Raw genomic sequence first — 22,576 nt, 5'->3', positions numbered from 1 at the left:
GCGGCCATCGCGTTGTCTCCTTCTTCTTGATCATCCATCTCGAAGGATCTACGCGGTGGCCGTCTCACGTCACGACGCCACGCTCTTCACCTGCGGAAACTCGTACACCACCTCCGTGGACGCAACCGGGGCACTTCCGCTCGGTTCGGTGGTGCGGTGGTCGGCTGTGGTGTCGTGGCGACCTGCCCCGGCCGGCATCGGGGCTGGAGCGCCTCGGCCTGGGGCTGCGGGCTCGCTTGTGTGGCGTGGGGGTGGCCGGTTGGAGCTGCTGCCTGGTGGGGGGTGGCTTCTGGTTCGCTGTCGAGGGCTGCCGGGCGGCCGGGTTGGTGGTGTCGTGGGGCACTCTCGCCTGGTGTGGTGGGGGTGTGGTGGTCGGTTGTGGTGCCGTGGCGACCTGGCCTGCGGTGTGGGGTGGCAGGTCAGCTCATCGTAGGAGTGGGACGTGCCGAAGCGGCCATTGGGTGAAGTGGCGTAGGTCCTATCTGACAGGGGTGAGTAAGAGAAACCCCAGCTCACTTTGCAGAAGTGGTCAACGAAGTTCAAATCTCAATCCAATGACCGTATTCGGTCAAAACTCCCGGTTGTGTGCGGGCGGGTCGGCTTCCTAGTGTCAAGGAGGCGGACCGATCCGTGGCAGGAACTGTCACGCGGACCGCCGTCGCTCCTTCATGGCGGCGACATCCCCGGCCACAAATCGGGATGTCGCCGCACCGGGCGCCGCAGACCGCGGCAGGCGGATTCCAGGGAGTTTCCACATGTGCGTGCGGAAGACGCTGGCCGTCATCGGGGGAATGGTTGCGATTTCGTGGGCGGCACCGGCCGCCGCCGAGGCGATGGAGCCGGTCGGTGGCTACCGGCTGACCGTCGCCCCGGTGCAGGGGACGGGCCGGGTCGCGAGCGTCAGCTTGCGATGCGGACCGGACGGAGGCTCTCACCCTGCCCCGCAGCGAGCCTGTGACCAGCTACGACGCGTCAGCGGCAACGTGGCGCGCCTGCCGGAGCAGCCCGGTCGGTGCACGCTGGAGTACGCGCCCGTGCGGGTGCGTGCGTACGGGACCTGGCAGGGCAGGCCGCGCGACTACTCCCGGACCTTCGCCAACCGGTGCGCGGCCATCCGGGCCACCGGCGGCGTGCTGTTCAAATTCTGAGGCTTCCCTGGAAGACCCACCGGGGTGGCTGGGTCGGCGAGTCGTCGGCGTGGAAGGTGTGCGGGGTTCCATGCCGACGACTCGCCATGAAATGTGCGAGGTATTGTCAATGATGTTCACATATATTGCCGTCGTGGGTGTCGCGGCGCTTTCTCTGACGTCTCCGGCGTCCTCCGAAATGCTCGTCTCGTACACGCGGAGCGGCGGATTCGCCGGTATCAGCGAAACGGTCGTCGTCCACCGCGACGGAACGGTCACCACCGGCCGAGGACGTGCCGCCGAATTCACGCTGGGCAAGGCGCGGATCCGCGACCTGCGCCAGGCGCTGGACGGCGTCACCACCCGAACGTCCTCGCGCCGCTGGTGCAACATCCCCGACCACTTCGCCTACACGCTCGCCTACCGCGGCTGGCGCGCGACCCGCTGCCACCAACTCCCCGAGGACTGGCGCCCGGCCGTCACCCGCCTTGAGGCCCTGATCCGTTCCTCGGCGGACTCCCGGTGAGCCGCCGGAGCAGCCGCCCCGCCTGAACGAACCGCCTGCGGGCCGCGTCCTGCTCATGCCGTTGGCGCGAGTGGCCCGACCGTGGGTGCACTGTGGCCTGGTGTGTCTGGGGCGGGGGCTGGAGTCATGGACCGGAAGGTTTCGGGCGGGTGTGAGTAGAGGCGGCATGTCTCCGGCGGGCTCGCGATGAGCTGTTGGAGGGGGCGCCGCTTAAGCGAACTACCTGTGGGCTGCGCCTCCATATCACGCCGTTGGCTGGAGTACTTCGACCGTGGGTGCGCTGGGGCGTGGGGGCGGGGCGGGGTGCTGGAGTTGTAGGGCGGGAGGGTTCGAGCGGGTGGCTAGGGGTGTTGCGAGTTTCCGGTGAGTTGTTGGAGGGGGCGCCTCGTTTGATCGAGCCGTCTGTGGGGTGCGCCCGTATCACACCGTTGGCTGGAGTGGCCCGACCTGTGTCTGGAGTGTGGGGAACCCGGGGCCGGGGGGCGGAGTCGTAGACCGGGAGAATCCGGACGGGCGTGAGAAGGGGCGGCATGACCAGGACGTGGCATGAGGAGCAGGCGTGCCGGGTGGCCGCGGAGACCGGGGACGTCGAGGCGCAGGCGCAGCTCGGGCTGATGTGCGAGCGGGACGGCCGCGCGGAGGAGGCCGAACGCTGGTATGCCGCCGCGGCCGAGTCCGGTCATGTGATGGCCATGAAGTACCTCGGCACGCTGCTCGGCGGCGCGGGGCGCACGGGTGAGGCCGAGCGGTGGCTGCGGGCCGCGGCCGACGCGGGCGAGGTGCAGGCGATCGTCAATCTCGGGGCGCTGCTGGTGCGCGATCCGCAGCGGGCGGGCGAGGCCGAGGAGCTGTTCCGCCGGGCGGCGCAGCTGGGCGTCGTCCACGGGATGGTCAATCTGGCGATCATGTGCGCCGATTCCGGGCGGGACGCCGAGGCGCGCGAGTGGTTCGAGCGGGCGGCCGACGCCGGGGACACCGAGTCGATGCTGCACCTCGGACGCACGGCGCAGGGGGAGGGCCGGACGGAGGAGGCCGAACGCTGGTACACGCGGGCGGCCGAGGCCGGCGACCCCGTGGCCATGACGGAACTGGCCCGGTGGTGCGCGTCCGGGCGGCGCATGGAGGAGGCCGAGCGCTGGCACCGGGCCGCGGCCGAGACGGGCCGGGCGCTGTCGGTGACGAACCTGGGCGTCTTCCTGGCGCAGTCGGGACGGCTGGAGGAGGCGGAGCGCTGGCTCCGGCAGGCCGCCGACGCCGGGGAGCCGCAGGCCATGTTCAACCTGGGCGTCCTGCTCGACGAGGCGGGGCGGGCTGCGGAGAGCCGCGACTGGTACGGGCGGGCCGCCGAGCACGGCCACCTGGACGCCATGTTCAACCTCGGCAACAACCTGGCTGAGATCGACCCGGAGCAGGCCGAGTCGTGGCTGCGGCGGGCGGCCGAGGCCGGGCATGTCCCGGCGATGTACGGGCTGTGCGTGGTGCTGAACGGGCAGGGCCGCTACCGCGAAGGCGTCCCCTACCTGATGAAGGCGGCCGACGCCGGATATCCGCCCGCGATGAACGCCGCCGCCCGCGACCTGCTCGACCAGAGGCGTTACGACGAGGCCGAGCCGCTGCTGCGCCGCGCCGTGGAAGCGGGCCTCCCGGCGGCCTTCCGCAATCTGGGCGGGCTGCTGAAGGAGACCGGCCGGCTCGACGAGGCCGAAACGTGGCTGCGCCGCGCCGCCGACGCCGAGGACGTGCAGGCGATCACCCTGCTGATGGATTTGCTGGTCCAGTCGGGCCGCAACGAGGAGGCCACCCGGTGGCTGCAGTGGCTCGTCCAGCACGGCCACGCCCGGCCGGCCTGACCAGGCGGGACGGGCCGGGCCGCCCGGACGAGGAGTCCGGGCGGCCCGGCGGTGGTCAGCGACCGCGCTGCAGCCGGCGGTTCGGCAGCCGGCGGGTGTTGCGGCGCTGCTGCGCGAACACGGCCGCCTTCGGATCGCGGTTCTTGTTGTGCTTCTTGCTGTTCTTTCCGGCCTTGGAAAAGGAATCGCCGGACTCGGGGGAGGGGTGAACGGCACGCATGAAGAAATACCTCCGGGCAGGCTCGGAAAACGGCCGCATAGGGACGGCGCACGTCGGCGCAGGCGAAGAAAGGGCCCGTGCGGACACGCATCGGACGGCCGTGCAGATGACTGGATGAAGACGCGCCGGGCAGACGTCAGCGCTGGTGACAGGCTCGACCCGGCGACCGGTGAGATGAGGGAAAGGGAGCGGGGCGGCGCGTGCGCCGCGGTCGGCTCAACCCGGAAGGAATCACAGCTCCATGCGCTGAATACTAGCCTGATAGAGCCGTTCGCTGTCAACTACATTTTGTGCTTTTTCGGAGGGTGCCCCGCCGCGCTTCACCGGGCCGCACTCAGGAGCGGGCCGCCTCGACGTCTTTGAGAATCTGCTTGCGCACGCGGGCCGGCAGGCGGTCGATGTAGAGCTTGCCGTTCAGGTGGTCGGTCTCGTGCTGCAGGCAGCGGGCCAGCAGGCCGGTGCCCTCGACGGTGACGGGGGCGCCGTTGACGTCGAAGCCGTGGCAGGTGGCCCGATCGGGGCGGGCCACGGGGGCGTGCGCACCCGGCACCGACAGGCAGCCCTCCTCCCCGTCGTCCAGGCGCCGGTCGGGGCCGTCGGGCAGGACGAGCGTGGGATTGACCACGACGCCCTTCTGCGGCTGGTCGTTCTCGTCTGGGCAGTCGTAGACGAACACGCGCAGGTCCACACCGATCTGGTTGGCGGCCAAGCCCACCCCGTCGGCGGCGTACATGCTGGCGAACATGTCGTCCACCAGGCGCGCCAGCTCGTCGTCGAAGTGCTTGACGGTACGGCATGGGCGGTGCAGCACGGGCTTGCCCACCAGCGTGATCGGTTTCGCCTGTCCGGCCATCTGACGCCCTCCCTCGCTCCGCTTGCATCGTAGGCGCACGCGGGTGCGGCCGCCGCCCGGCGGACGGGTCACCCGGGTGAGACGGCCGTGCGCGGGTACGGCGTTCTGGAAGGACAGGCCGTAGGAGAGCACGGGGAGCAGCGATGATCACCACCGGTGTCACGGTCGCGCTCCCGGACGCGGCACTGGACGGCGACCTCGTGGTGCCCGACCGGGCCGACGGGGTGGTGCTGTTCGCGCACGGCAGCGGAAGCTCGCGGTTCAGCCCGCGCAACCGCGCCGTGGCGTCCGGGTTGAACACCGCCGGGTTCGGCACGCTGCTGCTGGACCTGCTCACCGCCGACGAGGAGCGGGTGGACGCCGAGACGGCCGCGCTGCGCTTCGACATCGACTTGTTGGCGCGGCGGCTGGTGGGCGCCGTCGACTGGCTGGGGGAGCAGCCCCAGACCGAGGGCCTGCCCATCGGCCTGTTCGGCGCCAGCACCGGCGCGGCGGGTGCGCTGGCCGCCGCCGCAGACCGGCCCGACGCGGTCGGGGCCGTCGTGTCGCGGGGCGGCCGTCCCGACCTGGCGGGCGACGCGCTGGGGCGGGTGCGGGCGCCCGCCCTGCTGATCGTGGGCGGCGCCGACCCGCGGGTGCTGGAGCTGAACGACCTGGCCAGGCACCGGCTGCGCGCCACCCACAAGCTGAAGATCATCGCGGGGGCGGGCCACCTGTTCGAGGAGCCGGGCGCGCTGGAGCAGGTCACCGAGCTGGCCACCCGGTGGTTCGCGGTGCATCTGACGCCATGAGGCTGCTGGAGGACGGGCCTTACCGGTACCGGATCGAGCCCACCGGCGGGATGCGCGTCCCCGGGGTGGTGTTCGCCTCCCGGGCGCTGCTGCACGGCGCGGACCAGGCGCTGGATCAGGTCGCGAACGTGGCGCAGCTGCCCGGCGTGGTGGAGGCGTCCTACGCGATGCCGGACGTCCACTGGGGCTACGGCTTCGCGATCGGCGGGGTGGCCGCCACCGACCCGGCCGACGGCGGGGTCGTCTCACCGGGCGGCGTCGGGTTCGACATCTCCTGCGGGGTGCGGCTGCTGGCCGCCGACATCGACGAGGGCGGGCTGCGGCCCGTGCTGGCGGACGTCATGGACGCGCTCGACGTCGCCGTGCCGCGCGGCATGGGCAAGGGCGCCGTCTGGAAGCTGCACGACGCCGAGGAGCTGGACGGCGTCCTCACCGGCGGGGCGCGGTTCGCCGTCGAACGCGGCCACGGCGTCCAGCGCGACCTGGACCGCTGCGAGGACGGCGGCACCGTCGCCGGCGCCGATCCCGGGCAGGTCGGGACCCGCGCCGTCGAACGCGGCCTCGGGCAGGTCGGCAGCCTCGGCTCCGGCAACCACTTCCTGGAGGTGCAGCGGGTCGCCGAGGTGTACGACGAAGCCGTGGCCGCGGCGTTCGGGCTGCGCCGCGGCCAGATCTGCGTGATGATCCACAGCGGGTCGCGCGGGCTCGGCCACCAGATCTGCACCGACCACGTGCGGGTCATGGAACGGGAGATGCCCCGGCACGGCATCCGCGTGCCGGACCGCCAGCTCGCCTGCGCGCCCGTCGAGTCGCCCGCCGGACGCGCGTATCTCGGCGCGATGGCGGCGGCGGCCAACTACGGGCGCGTCAACCGGCAGCTGCTCGCCCAGGCCGCGCGGCGGGTGTTCCAGCGGGTCGCGGGCGTGCGGCTCGACCTGGTGTATGACGTGTCGCACAACCTCGCCAAGCTGGAGGAACACCGGATCGGCGGGCGGCGGTGCCGGGTGTGCGTGCACCGCAAGGGCGCCACGCGGGCGTTTCCTCCGGGCCACCCCGAACTTCCCGCGGACCTGCGGGACGTCGGCCAGCCGGTCCTGGTCCCCGGGACGATGGGCACCGCGTCCTACGTGCTCACCGGCGTCCCGGACGGGCGCGCGTTCCATTCCGCCTGCCACGGCGCCGGGCGCGTGCAGAGCCGTCACCAGGCCGCGCGCGGTGTCAGCGGCCGCGACCTGCGGGCCCGGCTGGAGGGCGGCGGCATCGCGGTGCGCGCCGCGTCCTGGCGCGGCCTCGCCGAGGAGGCGCCCGCCGCGTACAAGGACATCACGGCCGTCATCGAGGCGAGCGAGGGCGCCGGACTGTGCCGCAAGGTCGCCCGGCTGGTGCCGGTGGGCGTCGTCAAGGGCTGAACCCGCGGGCACCGGGCTCAGACGTCGACCGTCACCAAGCACGCCCATGTGCCGTTCTCCTCGGCCAAACGCAGGCTGTGCAGGGAGACCGCTTTCGGGACCGCGCCGGTCGCCTCGGCCCGGCGTGCGTCCCCGACCGTCAGCCGCAGCCGGAGCCGGTCGCCGTCGTTGGCCGTGACGTCGGCGGCGAGGACGAGTTCGCCGGCGGCGTCGAGCCGGTAGATCACCTCGTCGAGCGCGGCGACCAGCAGGTCCGCGTCCGCGGCGGGGCCGATCTCGGTTTCGCGCACGCCCAGCGGGGGGACGCCCGCGCGGTCGGCGAATGCGTCCACCAGCCCGGCCACGGCCTCGGCGACGCAGCCCTCGCGGGTCGGCGCCCACGCCTCGATCCGCAGGTCGGCGGTGTGCGGCGCCGTCCGGTGACCGGACGCCGCGTTCGTCTCACCGGCCATGCGTCCACCACTACCCCGGCTCCCTTCGTTCAGCCGCGCGGCCGGGCCCGCGACTGGCCGGGACCGGTTCGCGTCGCCGCCCCGGACGCCTTGCGGGGATCCGGCGGAGACGACGACAATCGCGGAATGCCGACCTCTACCACCACCCGTCACGCTCTCGCGCTGGACTCCCTCACCGGTTTGTCGGTGGGCGACGCCTTCGGCGAGCGGGGCTTCGAGCCCCACCTGCGGGTCAAGTCGCCCACGTGCGCGGACGGCCGGTGGCCCTGGACCGACGACACCCAGATGGCGTGCTCGGTGCTGGACGTCCTGACGCGGTTCGGCGCGATCGACCAGACCGTCCTGGCCCGCGCGTTCGCCGAACGCGCCGAGCCCTGCCGCAACTACGGCTACGGCGCCATCCAGCTGATCGACGGGCTCCGGCGCGGCGGCGAGTGGCGCGCCCTGAGCCGGGGGCTGTTCAAGGGGGCCGGGTCGTGGGGCAACGGCGGCGCGATGCGGATCGCCCCGCTCGGCGCGTGGTTCCACGACGACCTGGACCGGGCCGCCGCGCAGGCCGCCGCCGCGTCCGAGGTCACCCACGCCCATCCGGAAGGCGTCGCCGGCGCGGTCGCCGTCGCCGTGGCCGCCGCCCACGCGGCCGCGACGCGCGGCGGGACGCTGGCCGGGCCGGAACTCATCGACACGGCGCTGGCCCACGTCACCGAGGGCTACGTGCACGACGGCCTGCGCAGGGCCAAGGAACTGCTGGACCGCCCCGCCGCCGAGGTCGCCGCCGAACTCGGCAACGGCTCGCAGATCAGCGCCCCCGACACGGTGCCGTTCGCGCTGTGGACGGTCGCCACCCGGCTGGACGACTACCCGGCGGCGCTGCGGACCTGCGTCGAGGTGGGCGGCGACATGGACACCATGGCCGCCATCGTCGGCGGTGTCATCGCCGCCCACCACGGCACGTCCTGCATTCCCAAGGAGTGGTTGGACGCCCGCGAGCCGCTGCCCGGCTGGCTCTGGAGCTGATCCGCCCCCGCCGAGGCGGGCGCGCGCCGTCGCGTGCGGGGGCGGCCCGGTCGGTCGCCCGCGCCCGCATATCTGAAGATCATTCCGAATTGAGCGGCGCCGGGGAAGTGATTGAGGAATCAACCGCCTCTCGCGGGTTGATGTGAGCTGTTGCACAATCCGCCTCGTTCGTCAATCGGAACGAAGTGGTCGAGATGGCCTCACGTGGCCACGCCCGATCCTCGGACACCTGGCTGACCACTGGTTTTATGTCGAGTTTACCGGTCACGCCATGGCGTTAATCAGCAGATCGTCTTGACTTGCGATCGGCGGGTGGTTTTAGCTGCTATCCATGAGTTCGTGACAAACTGGTAGTTTGTAATAGTAGGTGAGTCCGCCTCGGGGGGGTCCGGGGTGCCGGTGGACCGCGGCGTTCGGCGCGTGGATCGTCAGGCGGCGTGCACGTCCGCCGGCCGCGGGATCGCCACCCCACCACCTCCGCCGTTCCCGGCGCCGCCCCACGGGACGCCTTCCGGTCCCATTCGGGATCACTCCAGTCAGCCCTCCGAGCCTGCCAGGGATGTTTGTTGACGCTGCTCTTAGTCCTGTGTCCGCGGAAGCGAACGGGCGATGACCGGCCCGTCGACGAAGTCTCCGACGCGATATACCACTGATCTCTCTCGGCGCGTCGTGCCCGCGTCCCGATGACAACCAGCGCATAGCACTGCGATGCGGCGTGCCCGGCGGACGGCGCCGTCCGCCAGGCCGGTGAGCAGTGCCCGGAAAATCGTGGGCCAGGCCCATTCCAGCAGGTCGTGTCCACGTCCATCCGAAAGGGAACGGTCGAATGGCGGGAAGAATGGTGTGCGCCGCGCGGGGGTGCGAGCGGACGGCCGGGCCGCGTTCGCGGGGGCAGGCGCCCCCGGTCGCCCCGCGGTTGTGCGTGCGGTGCCGCCGACGCGTCGAGGCGGACCTGAGGCGGCTGCCCGTGCTGTACGCCGAGTGCGAGCAGGCGCTCGTACCGTCCTCGTGGATGCTGACCGAGCGGGTCACCGGCGGCCGGCGGACGGGACCGGCGCCCGACGAGGCCGTGATGGCGGCCCGCTCCGACATGCTCGCCGTGCTGGCCGGCTGGGCGGGACTGGTCGCCGAGCAGCGGCGGGTGGCGCGGCCGGCCCGGCGAGAGGTCGGCGACCTGTGCCGGTACCTGGTGCGGCATCTGGACTGGCTGCTGGCCCACGACGGCGGCGCCGAGTTCGCCGCCGAGATCGTGGCCGTGGCCGACCAGGCGCGCCGGGCGCTGCACGGCCCGAAGGCGGTCCGCCGCGTCCTCGGCACGTGCGTGCACACCGGCTGCGACGGCGAGATGTACGCGATGAGCGGGAGCGGAAAGGAGGTGCGGCCCACCGATGTCCGATGCGACCGGGGCCATACGTGGCCACCGAGCCGGCGGCTGGAGCTGTTCGCCCGGATGAACCAGGATCAGGTTTCGCGACGCGTCAAGGAGAGCCGATGATTGCCAGGTCGCAACCGCGCCGCGCGGTTCCCACCGAGCTCGCCGCACTTGCCGCGGGAGTCTCCGAAGCGACCATCCGCAAATGGGCGAGCCGGGGGAAGCTGACCCGCTACGGAACCCCCGGCCGTGCGCTGTACGACCTTGACGAGCTGGCCGCGATAATGGCCTCTCCCCGCCGGTCGCCGGCCTCGTCCCGCGTTCGATCCGCCGAAATCTGAGACCCGCTCGGTGCGCTGACCGGCGTGCCCGGTGAGCGCACCGATCCCCCTCGGATCACGGGTGCGAAAACGCAGGAGAAGGGGGCGTCGCCCGACCGCCACGCGCGGCCGGGCGGCGCCCCCTTCGTGTTGCGGGCGGCGCCCCCCGAGCCGTCGCCTCCCCGCACCGAAACGGTGAACGTGCAGGTCAGAGCAGTTCAGGCGGCGGGGGTTGACAGTCGAGCGGGGCGGATGTCACGCTCTTGCTGCCGGGCGAGGGCTGTCCAAAACCTCCCGGCACGATCGTCGGCGGCGCATTTTTCCGCCGCCCCTCCCGCCGTTACCGCTCCGCTTTCCGCGGGTGAGTGCCAGCGCTTTCTCGATCTCACGACCGACTTTTCCCGCCATCGGCCGGACCGTGTCCGCAAACGGTCCGGCCGTCGTCATGTCCGGGCACCGTCCCGTCTCGCACGAAAGGGAACCCACGATGGCGACTGCGATCACCATTGACGACCTCGGGCGCATTCTGCGCGAGGCGGCGGGCATCGAACTGGGGCCCGACGCCGCCGACCAGCCCTTCGCCGACCTCGGCTACGACTCGCTGGCACTGCTGGAGACCGGCAGCCGCATCGAGCGCGAGTACGGCGTCCGGCTGGAGGACGACACGCTCACCGAGGCCGAGACGCCGACCGCGCTGCTGGACGTGGTGAACCGGCATCTCGCGGCGGCCGGCGCCGCCTGACCCCCGCGGCGACCACGCGCATCCATCCGCACCGAATCCCCAGGCCACCGGCACCCGGAGCACCGGTACTCCGGGCCGGGCATTGGCGCTTGGGGTGCAGGCGCCTGGTGCGCCGGCGTCCGCAGTATTGGCGCCTGGGTCGTCGGCGCTCGGGGCGCTGGTACTCCGGGCCGGGTATTGGCGCTTGGGGTGCAGGCGCCTGGTGCGCCGGCGTCCGCAGTATTGGCGCCTGGGTCGTCGGCGCTCGGGGCGCTGGTACTCCGGGCCGGGCATTGGCACCTGGGGCGCAGGCGCCCGGACCGCCGGCGTCCGGGGCACGGGCACCCCGGGCCTGGGTACTGGCGCCCGGGGCACTGGCAGCCGGGGTGGAGGCGCTCGGAACACCGGTATCCAGGGTGCCGGCGGTCGAGACGCGGGCATCCGGGGGGACCGGCATTCGAGGCGCCGGTGCCGGGACCGGCGCGCAGGCACTGAGCAGGGCACCGACACCACCAGGGAGAGAGCATGCCGAACCAAGCAGACCTCGTCGCGATCGTCACCGGCGGCACCAGCGGAATCGGGCTGGCGGTGACCCGGCTGCTGGCCGAGCGGGGACACCGCGTGTACCTCTGCGCGCGGTCCGCTGACAGCGTGCGGGACACGGTCAAGCAGCTGCGCGGCGAAGGGCTGGAGGTGGACGGAACCGCGTGCGACGTCCGCGACGCCGCGCAGATCCGCGCGTTCGTCCAGGCCGCCGTGGACCGCTACGGCACGATCGACGTGCTGGTCAACAACGCGGGCCGCAGCGGCGGCGGGGTCACCGCCGACATCGCCGACGAACTGTGGTTCGACGTCATCAACACCAACCTCAACAGCGTCTTCCTCATGACGCGCGAGGTGCTGAACGCCGGCGGGATGCGCCGCAAGTCGCGCGGCCGCATCATCAACATCGCCTCGACGGCGGGCAAGCAGGGCGTGGTGCTGGGCGCCCCCTACTCCGCCTCCAAGCACGGCGTCGTCGGCTTCACCAAGGCGCTCGGCAACGAGCTGGCGCCGACCGGGATCACGGTCAACGCGGTCTGCCCCGGCTACGTCGAGACCCCGATGGCCCAGCGGGTCCGGGAGGGCTACGCGGCGGCCTGGGACACCAGCGAGGAGGCCGTCCTGGAGAAGTTCCAGGCCAAGATTCCGCTGGGCCGCTACTCCACCCCGGAGGAGGTCGCCGGCCTGGTCGGCTACCTGGTCTCCGACACCGCGGCGTCGATCACCTCCCAGGCGCTCAACGTCTGCGGCGGCCTGGGCAACTTCTGAGCCCGCCGCCCGGACCGCCCCCCTGTCCCGACCACGCCCAGAACACGGCCCGCCAACCCCGAAGGAGAACCAGATGGCGACCGACGGCGTCCGCGAGGTGGAGCACGAGATCACCGTGGCCGCCCCCGCGGCCCAGGTGTACGACCTGATCGCCCAGGTGGAGAACTGGCCCCGGCTGTTCCCGCCGACCGTGTACGTCGACCACGTCGACAAGGGCGACACCTTGGAGCGCATCCGCATCTGGGCCACCGCCAACGGCGAGATCAAGAACTGGACGTCGCGGCGGCGGCTCGACCGCGAGCGGCTGCGCATCGAGTTCCGCCAGGAGGTGTCCAGCCCGCCGGTGGCGGCCATGGGCGGCACCTGGATCATCGAGCCCCTGACGGCGGACACGTCCCGGGTCCGGCTGCTGCACGACTACCGGGCGGTGGACGACGATCCCGAGAAGCTGGCCTGGATCGACCGGGCCGTCGACCGCAACAGCACCGCCGAGCTGGCCGCCCTGAAGGCCAACGCCGAGCTGGTCACCGGAGCGCAGGACGTCCTGCTGTCGTTCGAGGACACCGTCGAGATCAACGGGTCCGCCAAGGACGTGTACGACTTCCTCAACGAGGCGAACCTGTGGAAGGAGCGGCTGCCGCACGTCGCCGAGGTCCGCCTGACCGAGGAGACGCCGGGCCTGCAGGTGCTGCGGATGGACACCCGCACCAAGGACGGCTCCACCCACACCACCGAGTCGGTGCGGGTGTGCTTCCCACACCACAAGATCGTCTACAAGCAGCTGGTGCTGCCCGCGCTGATGAACCTGCACACCGGCTACTGGCTGCTGACCGAGCACGACGGCGGTGTCACCGCGACGTCCCAGCACACGGTGATCATCAACACCGACAACATCACCAAGGTGCTCGGCGAGGACGCCGACCTGGACCGGGCCCGCACGTTCGTGCGGACCGCGCTCAGCGGCAACAGCTCTGCGACCCTCGGCCACGCCAAGGAGTACGCCGAGAGCCGCCGCTGACCCCGTCGGCCCCGCCCGTCGATCCCGCTCCGTTCACCCACCCCGTTCACCCGCCCCGTTCACCCGCCCCGCCGCCCGCGGCCCCGCCGGGGCGGCATCCGACGCAAGAGGAGGACGATGGACACCCAGGTCATCATCGTGGGCGCGGGCCCGGTCGGGCTCATGCTCGCCGGCGAGCTGCGGCTCGGCGGGGCGGAGGCGGTGGTGCTGGAGCGGCTGCCCGCGCTCACCGCCGAGTCGCGCGCCTCCACCCTGCACGCCCGCACGATGGAGATCTTCGCCCAGCGCGGGCTGCTGGAGCGGCTCGACGGGACGCCGCCGAACGACCTGCGGGGCCACTTCGGCGGCATCCCGCTCGACTTCTCCGGGCTGCGCACGCCCTACCCGGGGCAGTGGAAGGTCCCGCAGACCCGCACCGAGGAACTGCTCGGCGGATGGGCCGCCGAGCTGGGCGCGGACGTGCGGCGCGGGTACCAGGTGCGGGCGCTGGCCCAGACCGCCGACCACGTCGAGGTGGCGGCCGACGGGCCGGACGGCCCCGTCCGGCTGCGCGCCGGGTTCGTCGTCGGCTGCGACGGCGAGGAGAGCACCGTGCGGCGGCTGGGCGGCTTCGCGTTCCCCGGCGAGGACGCCCGCCGGGAGCTGCTGCGGGCCGACGTGGCCGGGATCGAGATCCGGGACCGGCGCTTCGAGCGGCTGCCGGACGGCCTGGCGATCGCGGCGCGGCGGCGCGACGGCGTGACCCGGGTGATGGTGCACGAGTTCGGCCGCCCCGCCGCAGACCGCGCCGCCGCCCCCGACTTCGCCGAGGTCGTCAAGGTGTGGGAGCGGGTCACCGGCGAGGACATCGGGCACGGCAGGCCGATCTGGGTGAACGCGTTCGGCGACGCCGCCCGCCAGGCGAGCGAGTACCGGCGCGGCCGGGTGCTGCTGGCAGGCGACGCCGCGCACCGGCAGCTTCCGGCCGGCGGGCAGGCGCTCAACCTGGGGCTGCAGGACGCGGTGAACCTCGGCTGGAAGCTGGCCGCCGTGGCCGCCGGCCGCGCGCCCGACCCGCTGCTGGACACCTACCACGAGGAACGGCACGCGGTCGGCCGCCGGGTCCTCGCCAATATCCGCGCGCAGGCGCGGATCCTGCTCGGTGGGCCCGAGGTCGAGCCGCTGCGTGCGGTGCTCGCCGAGCTGATCGCCTACCCCCGGGTGCGGGACCGGCTGGCCGCGGCGATCAGCGGCCTGGACGTGCGGTACGCGGCGGGCCCCGGCGACCATCCGCTGCTGGGCGTGCGCGTCCCGCCCGACGAGCTGGGGGCGGGAGGCCGAGCGCTGCGGGCCGCGCGCGGCCTGCTCATGCATCCCGAACCGCCGGACGGCACCGGACCGCACGACCGCGTGGACGTGGTGCGCGCCATCGGCCGCTCCGAGGCCGTGCTGGTGCGTCCGGACGGCCACGTCGCCTGGGTCGCCGGCTCCGGTGCCGGCCTGGACGCGGCGGTCCGCCGCTGGTTCGGCGGCGCCCGGTGAGCCGGCGCGGCCTCCTCGTACCGGCCGTACTGGCCGCGCTGGCGCTGACGCTGTCGGCGGCCGGGTGCGGTGCCCGGCAGGCGGCGGCCGACACGCTCGTGTTCGCCGTCGACGACGAGCCGCTCGTGCTCGACCCGCATGCCAGCCCGCAGGACTCGGCGGCGCTGTTCACCCGGCCCGTCCTGGACTCCCTGGTCTCGCTCGGCCCGGACGGGCGCATCGAACCGTGGCTCGCCACCGCCTGGTCGATCTCCCCCGACCGGCGCACCTACACCTTCACGCTGCGCGAGGATGTGAAGTTCAGCGACGGCACCCGCTTCGACGCGGCGGCGGTGAAGGCCAACCTCGACCACATCGCCGACCCGAAGACGCAGTCGCGGCTCGCCGCCCACTACATGGAGCCGTACACCGGCAGCACGGTGGTGGACGCGCGGACCGTCAAGGTGCACTTCGCCAAGCCGCACGCGCCGTTCCTCGCCGCGCTGTCGGAGGCGTTCTTCGGGATGCAGTCGCCCGCGTCGCTGCGGCGCGGCCCCGACGTGCTGGCCCGCCATGTCGTCGGGTCGGGGCCGTTCGTCATCGAGCGGTACGTCCCGCACCAGGAGATCGTGTACCGGCGCAACCCCGACTACCGCTGGGGGCCGGCCACCGCCCGGCACACCGGCCCCGCCCGGCTGGCCAGGCTGAAGTTCACGATCCTCACCGAGGACTCGGTGCGGCTCGGCGCGCTCACCAGCGGCCAGGCCGACGCGATCGCGAGCGTCCCGCCGGTCACCGTGCGCCGCGTGCGCGCGAACCCGCGGCTGCGGGTGGAGACGCGTCCCGCGCCAGGCGGCGTGTACATGTACCTGCCGAACGTCACGCGGGGCGTGTTCGCCGACCGGCGGGTCCGCGAGGCGTTCCGCATCGGCATCGACTACCCGACCATCGTGCGGCGGCTGTACTTCGGGCTGTTCGACCCGGCGTTCAGTCCGCTCAGCACCAGCACTCCGAGCTACGACCCGGCCACCAGGGAGCGGTGGCGGCTGGACCGGGCGGCCGCCGGGCGGCTCCTGGACGAGGCCGGGTGGACCGGCCGCGACCGGCAGGGCTACCGCACCAGGAACGGGCGGCGGCTGGTCGTCCGGTGGCCGTTCCAGCGCAGCGTCGCCCGCGAGCAGCGCGCCGAACTCGCCGAGCTGGTGCAGGCGGAGGCCCGCAGGCTCGGCATCGACCTGCGAATCGGCAACGTGTCGCAGGCCGAGTACTTCCCCCGGTACGCCGCGGGCGACTACGACCTGGTCGACTACGTCGGCCGCCGCATCGACGGCGACATGCTGCGCAACCTCTTCGCCACCTCGTTCATCTCAACGCCCGACAGGTTCGGCCAGAACGGCGCGCGCTACTCCGACCGGCGGGTGGACGGATGGCTCGCCGCCGCCCTGGCCACCGACGACCAGGCCGAACGCGCCGACCTGTACGCCCGGGTGCAGCGCAGGGTGATGGACGAGTCCGCGGCCTTCCCGGTGTACGTGCCCGCCTACGTGCTGGGCGTGTCGAAGACGGTGCACGGCATCGGCTGGTCCCCGCTGGCGTATCCGACCTTCTACGAGGCGTGGGTGAGCGACCGGTGAAGACGCTGTGGAGACACTGGACGAGCCCCCGGTTCCGGGTGCCGCGGGCGGTGCTGGTCAGGTTGGGCACCTCGCTGCTGGTGCTGTGGGGCGCGGTGACGGTCGCGTTCGCCGCGCTGCACCTCACCCCCGGGTCGGTCGAGCAGGCGCTCGTCGGCCCCAACACGATCACCCCGCAGGCGCGTGCCGAGCTGGTCACCGAATACGGCCTGGACGAGCCGCTGCCGGTCCAGTACGGGCGGCTCGTCGGCCGGATGGCGCGCGGCGACCTCGGCGAGTCCTACCAGCTGCACCAGCCGGTCGCCGAGGCGCTCGGCTCGCAGCTGGGCCCGTCGCTCCAGCTGGCCGGGGCCGCGATGGCGCTGGCCGTCGCCGCCTCGCTGACGCTGGCGCTGCTCACCGCCGGGCGCGGGCGCCTGGTCCGCGGGCTGTCGTCGGGCATCGAGCTGGTCGGGGTGTCGATCCCGACGTTCTGGACCGCGATCGTGCTGCTGACGGTGCTGTCGTTCCAGCGCGGCTGGTTCCCGGCGGCGGGCGCGGACGGCGTCACGGCGCTGGTGCTGCCCGCGGTCGCGGTGGCCGTGCCGCTGACGGCGCTGCTGACCCAGCTGCTGCGCGACAGCCTGGAACTGGCGCTGGACGAGCCGTTCGTGCTGACCGCGCGGGCGCGCGGGCTGTCGGACCTTGCGGTGCGGCTGCGGCACGCGCTGCGGCACGCCCTGCTGCCGGCGCTGACCCTGGCCGGATGGATGTTCGGTGCGCTGGTCGGTGCGCTGGTCGTGGTGGAGGAGATCTTCGCGCGGCCGGGGCTGGGCCGCCTGGTGCTCACCGCCGTCGAAGGAAAGGACCTGCCCGTGGTGATGGGGGCGGTGCTGGTCACCGCGGCGCTGTACGTCGCGGTCAACATCGTGCTCGACCTGCTGTATCTCGTGGTCGACCCGCGGCTGCGGGGTGCCCGGTGACCGCCGCGGTCACCGCCGGGGCGGTCCGGGCGCGGCGCGCGCCGGCGCGGCCCGGCCTGTGGGCGGCGGCGCTGTTCCTCGGGCTGGTCGTGCTGGCGGCGCTCGCGCCGGGGCTGTTCACCGACGGTTCGGCCGTCGACGGGGACCCGGCGGCGGCGCTGACGCCGCCCGGCGCCGACCACGTGTTCGGCACCGATGCCAACGGCCGCGACGTGTTCACCCGCATCGTGCACGGAGCGCGGCCGTCGCTGCTGGTGGGGCTGGGCGCGACCGCGCTGGCGGTGGCGGGCGGCACGGTGCTGGGACTGGTCGCGGCGCTCGGCGGGCGCTGGCTGGACGAGCTGGTCATGCGGCTGGTCGACGTGGTGCTGTCGCTGCCCAGCCTGCTGCTGGCGCTGGTGGTGCTGGTGGTGGCCGGGCCCGGAACGCTCAACTCGGTCTGCGCGGTCGGGGTGGCCGCCGTCCCGGTGTACGCGCGGCTGGTGCGGGTGCGGGCGATGGTCGTGCGCGGCTCCGGCTACGTCGAGGCCGCGACCGCGCTGGGCCTGCCGCGCGCGGTCGTCGTCGTGCGGCACGTGCTGCCGAACGTGCTGGCGCCGCTGCTGGTGCTGGCCACCATCGAGGTCGGCACCGCGCTGGTCGCGGTGGCGTCGCTGGGGTTCCTCGGGTTCGGTCCGCAGCCGCCCGCGCCCGAGTGGGGCGCGATGCTGGCCGCCGGGCGCGACTACACGGCGGTCGCCTGGTGGGTGGCGGTCTTCCCCGGGCTGGCGATCACTTTGACGGTGCTGTCGATCACGGTCGTCGGGCGCGCGCTGCGGCGGCGGGGCGAAGGGAGGGACGTATGAGCGGTCCCCTGGTGGAGGTCGCCGGGCTGTCGGTCGCGTTCGACGCGACACGGGCCGTGCGGGAGGTGTCGTTCGCCGTCCACCCCGGCGAGTGCGTGGCGATCGTGGGGGAGTCCGGGTCCGGCAAGAGCGTCACCGCCCGCTCGCTCATCGGCCTGGCGGGTGAGGGCGCCGCCGTGCGCGCGGCCGCGCTGCGCGTCGACGGCCGGGACGCGCGGGCGTTCGGCGACCGGCAGTGGCGCGCGGTGCGCGGCGCGCGGATCGGCTTCGTGCTGCAGGACGCGCTGGTGTCGCTGGACCCGCTGCGCCCGGTCGGCCGCGAGATCGCCGAGGCGCTGCGGCTGCACCGGACCGTGCCCCGCACCGAGGTCGGCGCGCGGGTGGTCGAGCTGCTGCGCGACGTCGGCGTGCCCGAACCGGAGCTGCGGGCCCGGCAGCGTCCGCACGAGCTGTCCGGGGGGCTGCGCCAGCGGGCCCTCATCGCCTCGGCGATCGCGTGCCGGCCCGCCCTGCTCATCGCCGACGAGCCCACCACCGCGCTCGACGTCACCGTCCAGGCGCAGATCCTGGACCTGCTGGCCGCCCGCAAGCGGGACGGGATGGCGCTGCTGCTCATCAGCCACGACCTCGGGGTGGTGGCGCGGATCGCCGACCGCGTCCTGGTGATGAAGGACGGCCGGATCGTCGAGGAGGGGCCCGCCGAGCGGGTGCTGACCCGGCCGGAGCACCCCTACACCGCCATGCTGCGCGAGGCGGCCGACCCGCGGCCCGCGCGTCCCGCCGTGCGGATCGGCGCGCCGGTCGTGTGGGCGCGCGGCCTGGTGAAGGCGTACGGGGCGCGCCGGGCGGCCGACGACGTCTCCTTCGAGCTGCGCGAGGGCGAGACGCTCGGGGTGGTGGGCGAGTCGGGTTCCGGCAAGACCACCCTGGGCCGCCTGGTGCTCGGGTTGCTGCGCCCCGACGAGGGCGAGGTGCTGATCGAGGGGCGGCCGTGGCGGGACATGTCCGCGCGGGAGCGCCGCGCCGTCCGCCGCCGCGTCCAGGTCGTCTACCAGGACCCGCTCGGCTCCTTCGATCCGCGGTTCGACGTCCGCCGCATCCTGGAGGAGGCGATCGCGGTGAGCGGGCTGCCGCGTCCGGCCCGCCGCGACCGCGCCGTGGAGCTGCTGGAGCAGGTCGGCCTGGACGCCGGGCTGCTGGACCGCCGTCCGGCGCGGCTGTCGGGCGGGCAGCGGCAGCGGGTGGCGATCGCGCGGGCGCTGGCCACCCGCCCGAAGGTCATCGTGTGCGACGAGCCGGTGTCCGCGCTGGACGTGTCGGTGCAGGCGCAGGTGCTGGACCTGCTGGCCCGGCTGCGCGCCGAGCTGGGCCTGTCCTACCTGTTCATCTCCCACCACCTCGGTGTCGTCCGGCAGGTCAGCGACCGGGTGGCGGTGCTGAAGGACGGGCGGATCGTCGAGGTCGGCGACGTGGAGCAGGTGTTCACCGCGCCCCGCACGGACTACACCAGGCGGCTGCTCGCCGCGATACCGCGCCTGCCGGAGCAGCAGGGAGGAGACCATGGCACCCACCACGACGGCGGCCGCGTCCGTTCGGCCGATCACGGTTGACGCCGGGGCGGTGCGGCTGTCCGGGCTGCTCGCCGCGCCGCCGCGGCGACCGCCGCGCGCGGTCCTCGTCGCGCTGCACGGCGGCGGGATGCGCGCCCGGTACTTCCACGGCGAGGTCGAGCCGGGCCAGTCGCTGCTGGAGCACGCCGCCGCACACGGGTACCTGGCGGTCGCGCTGGACCGTCCCGGGTACGGCCTGTCCGCCGGCGCGCTGCCCGATGGCACCGGCCTGGCCGAGCAGGTTCGGCTGGTGCGCGCCGCGCTGACCGGCCTGGCCGGCCGGCACGGCACCGGCGCGGGCTTCGTCCTGCTCGGCCACTCGCTCGGCGGGAAGGTCGCGCTGCTGGTCGCGGCCGAGGACGACCGCGTGCGCGCGGTGGACGTGTCGGGGGTCGGCCACCGGTGGGCGGCCGACCCGGAGCGGACCCGGGACGCCGGAGGGTTCGGCGCGCACCGGCTGCACTGGGGGCCGCTCGGCCTGTACCCGCCGGGCACCTTCCAGTTCGCGCGGGACCTGGCCGGGCCGCTCCCGTCGCGCGAGGCGGCGGATGTGCCGAGCTGGCCCTGCCGGTTCGACGCGCTGGCGGGCCGCATCCGGGTGCCGGTGCGGTTCACCTTCGCCGAGCACGAGCGCTGGTGGCGGCACGACGAGGACACGTTGCGGGACATGACCGCGCGCCTGTCCTCGCCGGTGGTGCGGGTCGAACGCCTGGCGGGCACCGGCCACAACATCAGCCTCAGCCGGGTCGCCCGCACCTACCACGCCCGCGTGCTGGCGTTCTTCGACGCGTGCCTGGGCGCGTCGCGGGAGACGCAAGACGCGGACCAGGCCGACGGGACGGGCTCTTAGAGGAAGTCGGCCCGGTGCTCGCGGGCCCACTCCAGGAAGGAGCGCGGCGGGCGGCCCGTGACGTCCAGCACCGTGGACCGCGGCTTCCAGATCTCCCTCAGCTCTTCGGGGCTGAAACCGGGGATCGGCTCGCCCTCCGAGTACGGCGCCAGGCCGAGCAGGAACGGGGCCATCTGCGCGACCCAGCCGCCCTGCGCGGTCAGGAGGCGCAGCGTCTCCTCCGGCGGGGTCGGCTCGAACCGGACCGGGACGCCGATGGCCTCGCCGATCAGCTCCGCCTGCCGCCGCTGGGTGAGGATCTCCGGCCCGGTCACCTCGTGCACCGCCGGGGGCGCGCCGTCGGCCAGCAGCGCGGCGGCGGCCACGGCGGCGATGTCCCGCTCGTGCACCGGGTTGCTGATCTCGTCGGGGTCGGGGAACCGCACCGTCCGGTCCTCGCGGATCATCGGGCCCCACAGGTCGGTCTTGTTGGCGGCGAAGTCGTTGGGCCGGATGAACGCGTACTCCAGCCCGGACGCCTCGACCGCCTGCTCGACCGGCAGGTGCCGGTCGGTGTCGGTGCCGAGGGACACCGCACGCGACGACAGCACGACGACCCTGCGCACACCCGACTCGCGGGCCAGCTTGACCACCTCGTCCGCGGTCGGGGCGTACGGATACAGGTAGAGGCGCTCGACCCCGGCGAGGGCCTCGAGCAGCGACCCGGGGTGCGCCAGGTCGGCCCGGTACACCCGCAGGTCGTCCGGCAGGCCCGGGGCCTCGGGGCTGCGGCTGATCGCCCGCACGTCCTCGCCCGCGGCACGCAGCTCCGCGACGACGTGCCGGCCGACCTTGCCCGTGGCCCCGGTCACCAATGTGGTCATCAGGTGTGGTCCTTCCGCTCTCGGCGCCCGTCAGCCCTGCCGCAGCCCGGCGTGGTGCACGTACCGCTGGCCCAGCGCGCTCTTGACCTTCGACAGGCCCCCGGCCCGGCGCAGCACGTCCTGCCGCAGGTCGCTCTCCAGGAACTCCTCGTGCGCGGCGGGCGACGCCCACTGGGCGTACTGGAACACCCGCCGCCCCTCCAGGCTGAGGAAGTGGTGGCTGGAGATCCAGCCGGGCAGCACCCCCTTGCGGACGACCGCCTCCTCCAGTGCGTCGTACACCGCATCCGACCACAGCTGGGCCGACTCGGTGTCGGCCATCTCGAACTCGGCGATGAAGATGCAGCCGGGCTCGGCGTCGGCGCCGCCGGCGGGCTCCTGGGTCGGCACCGAGGTGGGCAGGTCGCGGCGGAATGTTCCCCGGTAGAGCCGGTGCACGACGGGCTCGGGGCGCCGCACGCCCGGGAAGTCGGGCGGTTGCGGCGCGGTGGCCGCCAAGCGCTCGTAGTCCTCGGCGGACCGCCACTGCGTCACCGCGACGACCGCGCTGTCCTCGGTGTTCAGCTTCTCCTCGCCCTGGGGTTTTTCAGTGGTGCTGGTGAAGGTGTCGGCCGACAGCAGCCCGTCCGGCAGCGGTCCGGCCTCCCAGGCGGCGAACAGCGCGTCGGCCACCTCGCGCTGGCGGTCGGGGTCGGGGACGGCCCAGTGGCTCACCACGGTGACACCGGTCGCGGCGAGCATGACATCGAACGGACGGGGTGCGGCGAGCCGCATGTCGCCTCCAAAATGAATTCGCAACGAGTCCGACCTATCACGAAATTTTTCTTCGACTGGACAAAATAGGGCGTGCAGGTACGAGAGACAAGGCGCCTACCTGCCGGTAAGCTCCAAACCCATAAGAAAGAATTGAGGTGGGTGAGATGGAGGCCGAGTTGGAACGTGTGGCGCCTCGCGGCCGGCAGGGCCCGTTCGTCGACGACTGTCCCAGCCGCGTGGTGCTCAACCACGTGGCGAACCGGTGGGGGACGCTGATCGTCACCTCGCTGCACCAGGGCCCGATGCGCTTCCACCAGCTCCGCGACAACATCGGCGGCATCAGCGAGAAGATGCTGTCGCAGAACCTGCGGCTGCTCATCCGCGACGGCCTGATCGACCGGACCGTGGAGTCCAGCACGCCGCCGCGCGTCTCCTACGCGCTGACCCCGCTCGGCCGCGAACTGGCCTCGCTGCTGCGCACGCTGATCGACTGGATCACCTGCCGCACCGACGACATCGTCGCCGCCCAGCAGCGCTACGACCGCGCCGCGGGCGAGTCCGCCTGAACG

22 protein-coding genes are annotated in these 22,576 nt (G+C 73.3%); 17 read left to right on the top strand and 5 right to left on the bottom strand.

The annotated features are described in order from the left end of the window. Nucleotides 1-755 precede the first annotated feature (755 nt). The 3 genes from QSK22_RS28085 to QSK22_RS28075 all read left to right on the top strand — a co-directional run bounded on the left by QSK22_RS28085 (nucleotide 756) and on the right by QSK22_RS28075 (nucleotide 3,503). On the top strand, nucleotides 756-1,148 hold the full coding sequence (locus tag QSK22_RS28085; protein WP_285497426.1) for an SSI family serine proteinase inhibitor: 393 nt from the start codon (nucleotides 756-758) through the stop codon (nucleotides 1,146-1,148). A gap of 178 nt (nucleotides 1,149-1,326) precedes the next feature. Next, the gene (locus QSK22_RS28080; RefSeq protein WP_285497425.1) at nucleotides 1,327-1,653 is read left to right on the top strand and encodes a hypothetical protein; all 327 of its coding nucleotides are present in this window, start codon (nucleotides 1,327-1,329) and stop codon (nucleotides 1,651-1,653) included. A 530-nt stretch (nucleotides 1,654-2,183) separates the two neighbouring features. After that, complete coding sequence (locus QSK22_RS28075; RefSeq protein ID WP_285497424.1) at nucleotides 2,184-3,503, top strand: SEL1-like repeat protein; 1,320 nt, start codon at nucleotides 2,184-2,186, stop codon at nucleotides 3,501-3,503. Nucleotides 3,504-3,558: 55 nt separating this feature from the next. On the opposite strand, the gene QSK22_RS28070 is transcribed toward QSK22_RS28075, so the two are convergent. Then, nucleotides 3,559-3,723: a hypothetical protein gene (locus QSK22_RS28070; protein ID WP_285497423.1), complete on the bottom strand. Its 165-nt coding sequence runs from the start codon at nucleotides 3,721-3,723 to the stop codon at nucleotides 3,559-3,561. Nucleotides 3,724-4,057: 334 nt separating this feature from the next. Further along, nucleotides 4,058-4,576, bottom strand: coding sequence for a peptide deformylase (gene def, locus QSK22_RS28065; protein ID WP_285497422.1), 519 nt, complete (start codon nucleotides 4,574-4,576; stop codon nucleotides 4,058-4,060). A 143-nt stretch (nucleotides 4,577-4,719) separates the two neighbouring features. Here def and QSK22_RS28060 point away from each other — a divergent pair, with 143 nt between their 5' ends. Both QSK22_RS28060 and QSK22_RS28055 read left to right on the top strand, forming a co-directional pair. Then, nucleotides 4,720-5,367 (top strand): dienelactone hydrolase family protein, encoded by a 648-nt coding sequence (locus QSK22_RS28060; protein WP_285497421.1) that lies wholly within the window; start codon nucleotides 4,720-4,722, stop codon nucleotides 5,365-5,367. Continuing rightward, entirely contained in the window at nucleotides 5,364-6,776 is a 1,413-nt protein-coding gene (locus tag QSK22_RS28055) for an RtcB family protein (RefSeq protein ID WP_285497420.1), read from the top strand. Before QSK22_RS28060 ends, QSK22_RS28055 begins: the two co-directional genes overlap by 4 nt. 17 nt (nucleotides 6,777-6,793) lie before the next feature. Here the strand turns inward: QSK22_RS28055 and QSK22_RS28050 are convergent, their stop codons facing one another. Continuing rightward, entirely contained in the window at nucleotides 6,794-7,228 is a 435-nt protein-coding gene (locus QSK22_RS28050; protein ID WP_285497419.1) for an archease, read from the bottom strand. 126 nt (nucleotides 7,229-7,354) lie between these two features. On the opposite strand from QSK22_RS28050, the gene QSK22_RS28045 reads away from it, so the two are divergent. From QSK22_RS28045 to QSK22_RS27995, 11 genes are all read left to right on the top strand, one after another. Beyond that, a complete protein-coding gene (locus tag QSK22_RS28045; RefSeq protein ID WP_285497418.1) occupies nucleotides 7,355-8,245 on the top strand; it encodes an ADP-ribosylglycohydrolase family protein in 891 nt (296 codons plus the stop codon). Nucleotides 8,246-9,071: 826 nt separating this feature from the next. Continuing rightward, nucleotides 9,072-9,740, top strand: a complete 669-nt coding sequence (locus tag QSK22_RS28040; RefSeq protein ID WP_285497417.1) for a hypothetical protein — start codon at nucleotides 9,072-9,074, stop codon at nucleotides 9,738-9,740. 684 nt (nucleotides 9,741-10,424) lie between these two features. Further along, nucleotides 10,425-10,679 (top strand): acyl carrier protein, encoded by a 255-nt coding sequence (locus tag QSK22_RS28035; protein WP_285497416.1) that lies wholly within the window; start codon nucleotides 10,425-10,427, stop codon nucleotides 10,677-10,679. A gap of 504 nt (nucleotides 10,680-11,183) precedes the next feature. After that, nucleotides 11,184-11,969, top strand: coding sequence for a 3-oxoacyl-ACP reductase (locus QSK22_RS28030; RefSeq protein ID WP_285497415.1), 786 nt, complete (start codon nucleotides 11,184-11,186; stop codon nucleotides 11,967-11,969). Between the two features lie 73 nt (nucleotides 11,970-12,042). After that, entirely contained in the window at nucleotides 12,043-12,987 is a 945-nt protein-coding gene (locus QSK22_RS28025; RefSeq protein ID WP_285497414.1) for an aromatase/cyclase, read from the top strand. A gap of 117 nt (nucleotides 12,988-13,104) precedes the next feature. Continuing rightward, nucleotides 13,105-14,508, top strand: coding sequence for an FAD-dependent monooxygenase (locus QSK22_RS28020; RefSeq protein WP_285497413.1), 1,404 nt, complete (start codon nucleotides 13,105-13,107; stop codon nucleotides 14,506-14,508). Further along, complete coding sequence (locus QSK22_RS28015; protein WP_285497412.1) at nucleotides 14,505-16,121, top strand: ABC transporter substrate-binding protein; 1,617 nt, start codon at nucleotides 14,505-14,507, stop codon at nucleotides 16,119-16,121. Before QSK22_RS28020 ends, QSK22_RS28015 begins: the two co-directional genes overlap by 4 nt. Then, the gene (locus tag QSK22_RS28010) at nucleotides 16,103-17,083 is read left to right on the top strand and encodes an ABC transporter permease (RefSeq protein WP_285497411.1); all 981 of its coding nucleotides are present in this window, start codon (nucleotides 16,103-16,105) and stop codon (nucleotides 17,081-17,083) included. The genes QSK22_RS28015 and QSK22_RS28010 overlap by 19 nt, the downstream gene beginning before the upstream one ends. After that, nucleotides 17,080-17,928: an ABC transporter permease gene (locus tag QSK22_RS28005; protein ID WP_285497410.1), complete on the top strand. Its 849-nt coding sequence runs from the start codon at nucleotides 17,080-17,082 to the stop codon at nucleotides 17,926-17,928. Before QSK22_RS28010 ends, QSK22_RS28005 begins: the two co-directional genes overlap by 4 nt. After that, nucleotides 17,925-19,538, top strand: coding sequence for a dipeptide ABC transporter ATP-binding protein (locus QSK22_RS28000; RefSeq protein WP_285497409.1), 1,614 nt, complete (start codon nucleotides 17,925-17,927; stop codon nucleotides 19,536-19,538). The genes QSK22_RS28005 and QSK22_RS28000 overlap by 4 nt, the downstream gene beginning before the upstream one ends. Next, nucleotides 19,489-20,388, top strand: coding sequence for an alpha/beta hydrolase (locus QSK22_RS27995; RefSeq protein ID WP_285497408.1), 900 nt, complete (start codon nucleotides 19,489-19,491; stop codon nucleotides 20,386-20,388). The genes QSK22_RS28000 and QSK22_RS27995 overlap by 50 nt, the downstream gene beginning before the upstream one ends. Here the strand turns inward: QSK22_RS27995 and QSK22_RS27990 are convergent. Both QSK22_RS27990 and QSK22_RS27985 read right to left on the bottom strand, forming a co-directional pair. Next, nucleotides 20,385-21,251 (bottom strand): NAD(P)H-binding protein, encoded by an 867-nt coding sequence (locus QSK22_RS27990; RefSeq protein ID WP_285497407.1) that lies wholly within the window; start codon nucleotides 21,249-21,251, stop codon nucleotides 20,385-20,387. The two genes, QSK22_RS27995 and QSK22_RS27990, sit on opposite strands and share 4 nt — an antisense overlap. Nucleotides 21,252-21,281: 30 nt before the next feature. Further along, complete coding sequence (locus tag QSK22_RS27985) at nucleotides 21,282-22,025, bottom strand: antibiotic biosynthesis monooxygenase (protein ID WP_285497406.1); 744 nt, start codon at nucleotides 22,023-22,025, stop codon at nucleotides 21,282-21,284. A 146-nt stretch (nucleotides 22,026-22,171) separates the two neighbouring features. Here QSK22_RS27985 and QSK22_RS27980 point away from each other — a divergent pair, with 146 nt between their 5' ends. Then, the gene (locus tag QSK22_RS27980) at nucleotides 22,172-22,573 is read left to right on the top strand and encodes a winged helix-turn-helix transcriptional regulator (RefSeq protein WP_285497405.1); all 402 of its coding nucleotides are present in this window, start codon (nucleotides 22,172-22,174) and stop codon (nucleotides 22,571-22,573) included. The last annotated feature ends 3 nt before the right edge of the window (nucleotides 22,574-22,576 follow it).

Source organism: Actinomadura sp. NBRC 104425, assembly GCF_030269545.1.
Taxonomy (GTDB): Bacteria; Actinomycetota; Actinomycetes; order Streptosporangiales; family Streptosporangiaceae; genus Spirillospora; species Spirillospora keratinilytica.
Note: the sequence above shows the minus strand (reverse complement) of the source record. Positions and strands in the feature narration are given on the sequence as shown.

Excerpts from the sequence above, each read along its gene's own strand:
- QSK22_RS27995 (WP_285497408.1), top strand. The coding sequence starts at position 19,489 with ATGGCACCCACCACGACGGCGGCCGCGTCCGTTCGGCCGATCACGGTT.
- QSK22_RS28070 (WP_285497423.1), bottom strand. The coding sequence starts at position 3,723 with ATGCGTGCCGTTCACCCCTCCCCCGAGTCCGGCGATTCCTTTTCCAAG.
- QSK22_RS28060 (WP_285497421.1), top strand. The coding sequence starts at position 4,720 with ATGATCACCACCGGTGTCACGGTCGCGCTCCCGGACGCGGCACTGGAC.
- QSK22_RS28085 (WP_285497426.1), top strand. The coding sequence starts at position 756 with ATGTGCGTGCGGAAGACGCTGGCCGTCATCGGGGGAATGGTTGCGATT.
- QSK22_RS27985 (WP_285497406.1), bottom strand. The coding sequence starts at position 22,025 with ATGCGGCTCGCCGCACCCCGTCCGTTCGATGTCATGCTCGCCGCGACC.
- QSK22_RS28035 (WP_285497416.1), top strand. The coding sequence starts at position 10,425 with ATGGCGACTGCGATCACCATTGACGACCTCGGGCGCATTCTGCGCGAG.
- def (WP_285497422.1), bottom strand. The coding sequence starts at position 4,576 with ATGGCCGGACAGGCGAAACCGATCACGCTGGTGGGCAAGCCCGTGCTG.
- QSK22_RS28080 (WP_285497425.1), top strand. The coding sequence starts at position 1,327 with ATGCTCGTCTCGTACACGCGGAGCGGCGGATTCGCCGGTATCAGCGAA.
- QSK22_RS27980 (WP_285497405.1), top strand. The coding sequence starts at position 22,172 with ATGGAGGCCGAGTTGGAACGTGTGGCGCCTCGCGGCCGGCAGGGCCCG.
- QSK22_RS28075 (WP_285497424.1), top strand. The coding sequence starts at position 2,184 with ATGACCAGGACGTGGCATGAGGAGCAGGCGTGCCGGGTGGCCGCGGAG.
- QSK22_RS28020 (WP_285497413.1), top strand. The coding sequence starts at position 13,105 with ATGGACACCCAGGTCATCATCGTGGGCGCGGGCCCGGTCGGGCTCATG.
- QSK22_RS28025 (WP_285497414.1), top strand. The coding sequence starts at position 12,043 with ATGGCGACCGACGGCGTCCGCGAGGTGGAGCACGAGATCACCGTGGCC.
- QSK22_RS28000 (WP_285497409.1), top strand. The coding sequence starts at position 17,925 with ATGAGCGGTCCCCTGGTGGAGGTCGCCGGGCTGTCGGTCGCGTTCGAC.
- QSK22_RS28045 (WP_285497418.1), top strand. The coding sequence starts at position 7,355 with ATGCCGACCTCTACCACCACCCGTCACGCTCTCGCGCTGGACTCCCTC.
- QSK22_RS27990 (WP_285497407.1), bottom strand. The coding sequence starts at position 21,251 with ATGACCACATTGGTGACCGGGGCCACGGGCAAGGTCGGCCGGCACGTC.
- QSK22_RS28030 (WP_285497415.1), top strand. The coding sequence starts at position 11,184 with ATGCCGAACCAAGCAGACCTCGTCGCGATCGTCACCGGCGGCACCAGC.
- QSK22_RS28055 (WP_285497420.1), top strand. The coding sequence starts at position 5,364 with ATGAGGCTGCTGGAGGACGGGCCTTACCGGTACCGGATCGAGCCCACC.
- QSK22_RS28050 (WP_285497419.1), bottom strand. The coding sequence starts at position 7,228 with ATGGCCGGTGAGACGAACGCGGCGTCCGGTCACCGGACGGCGCCGCAC.
- QSK22_RS28040 (WP_285497417.1), top strand. The coding sequence starts at position 9,072 with ATGGCGGGAAGAATGGTGTGCGCCGCGCGGGGGTGCGAGCGGACGGCC.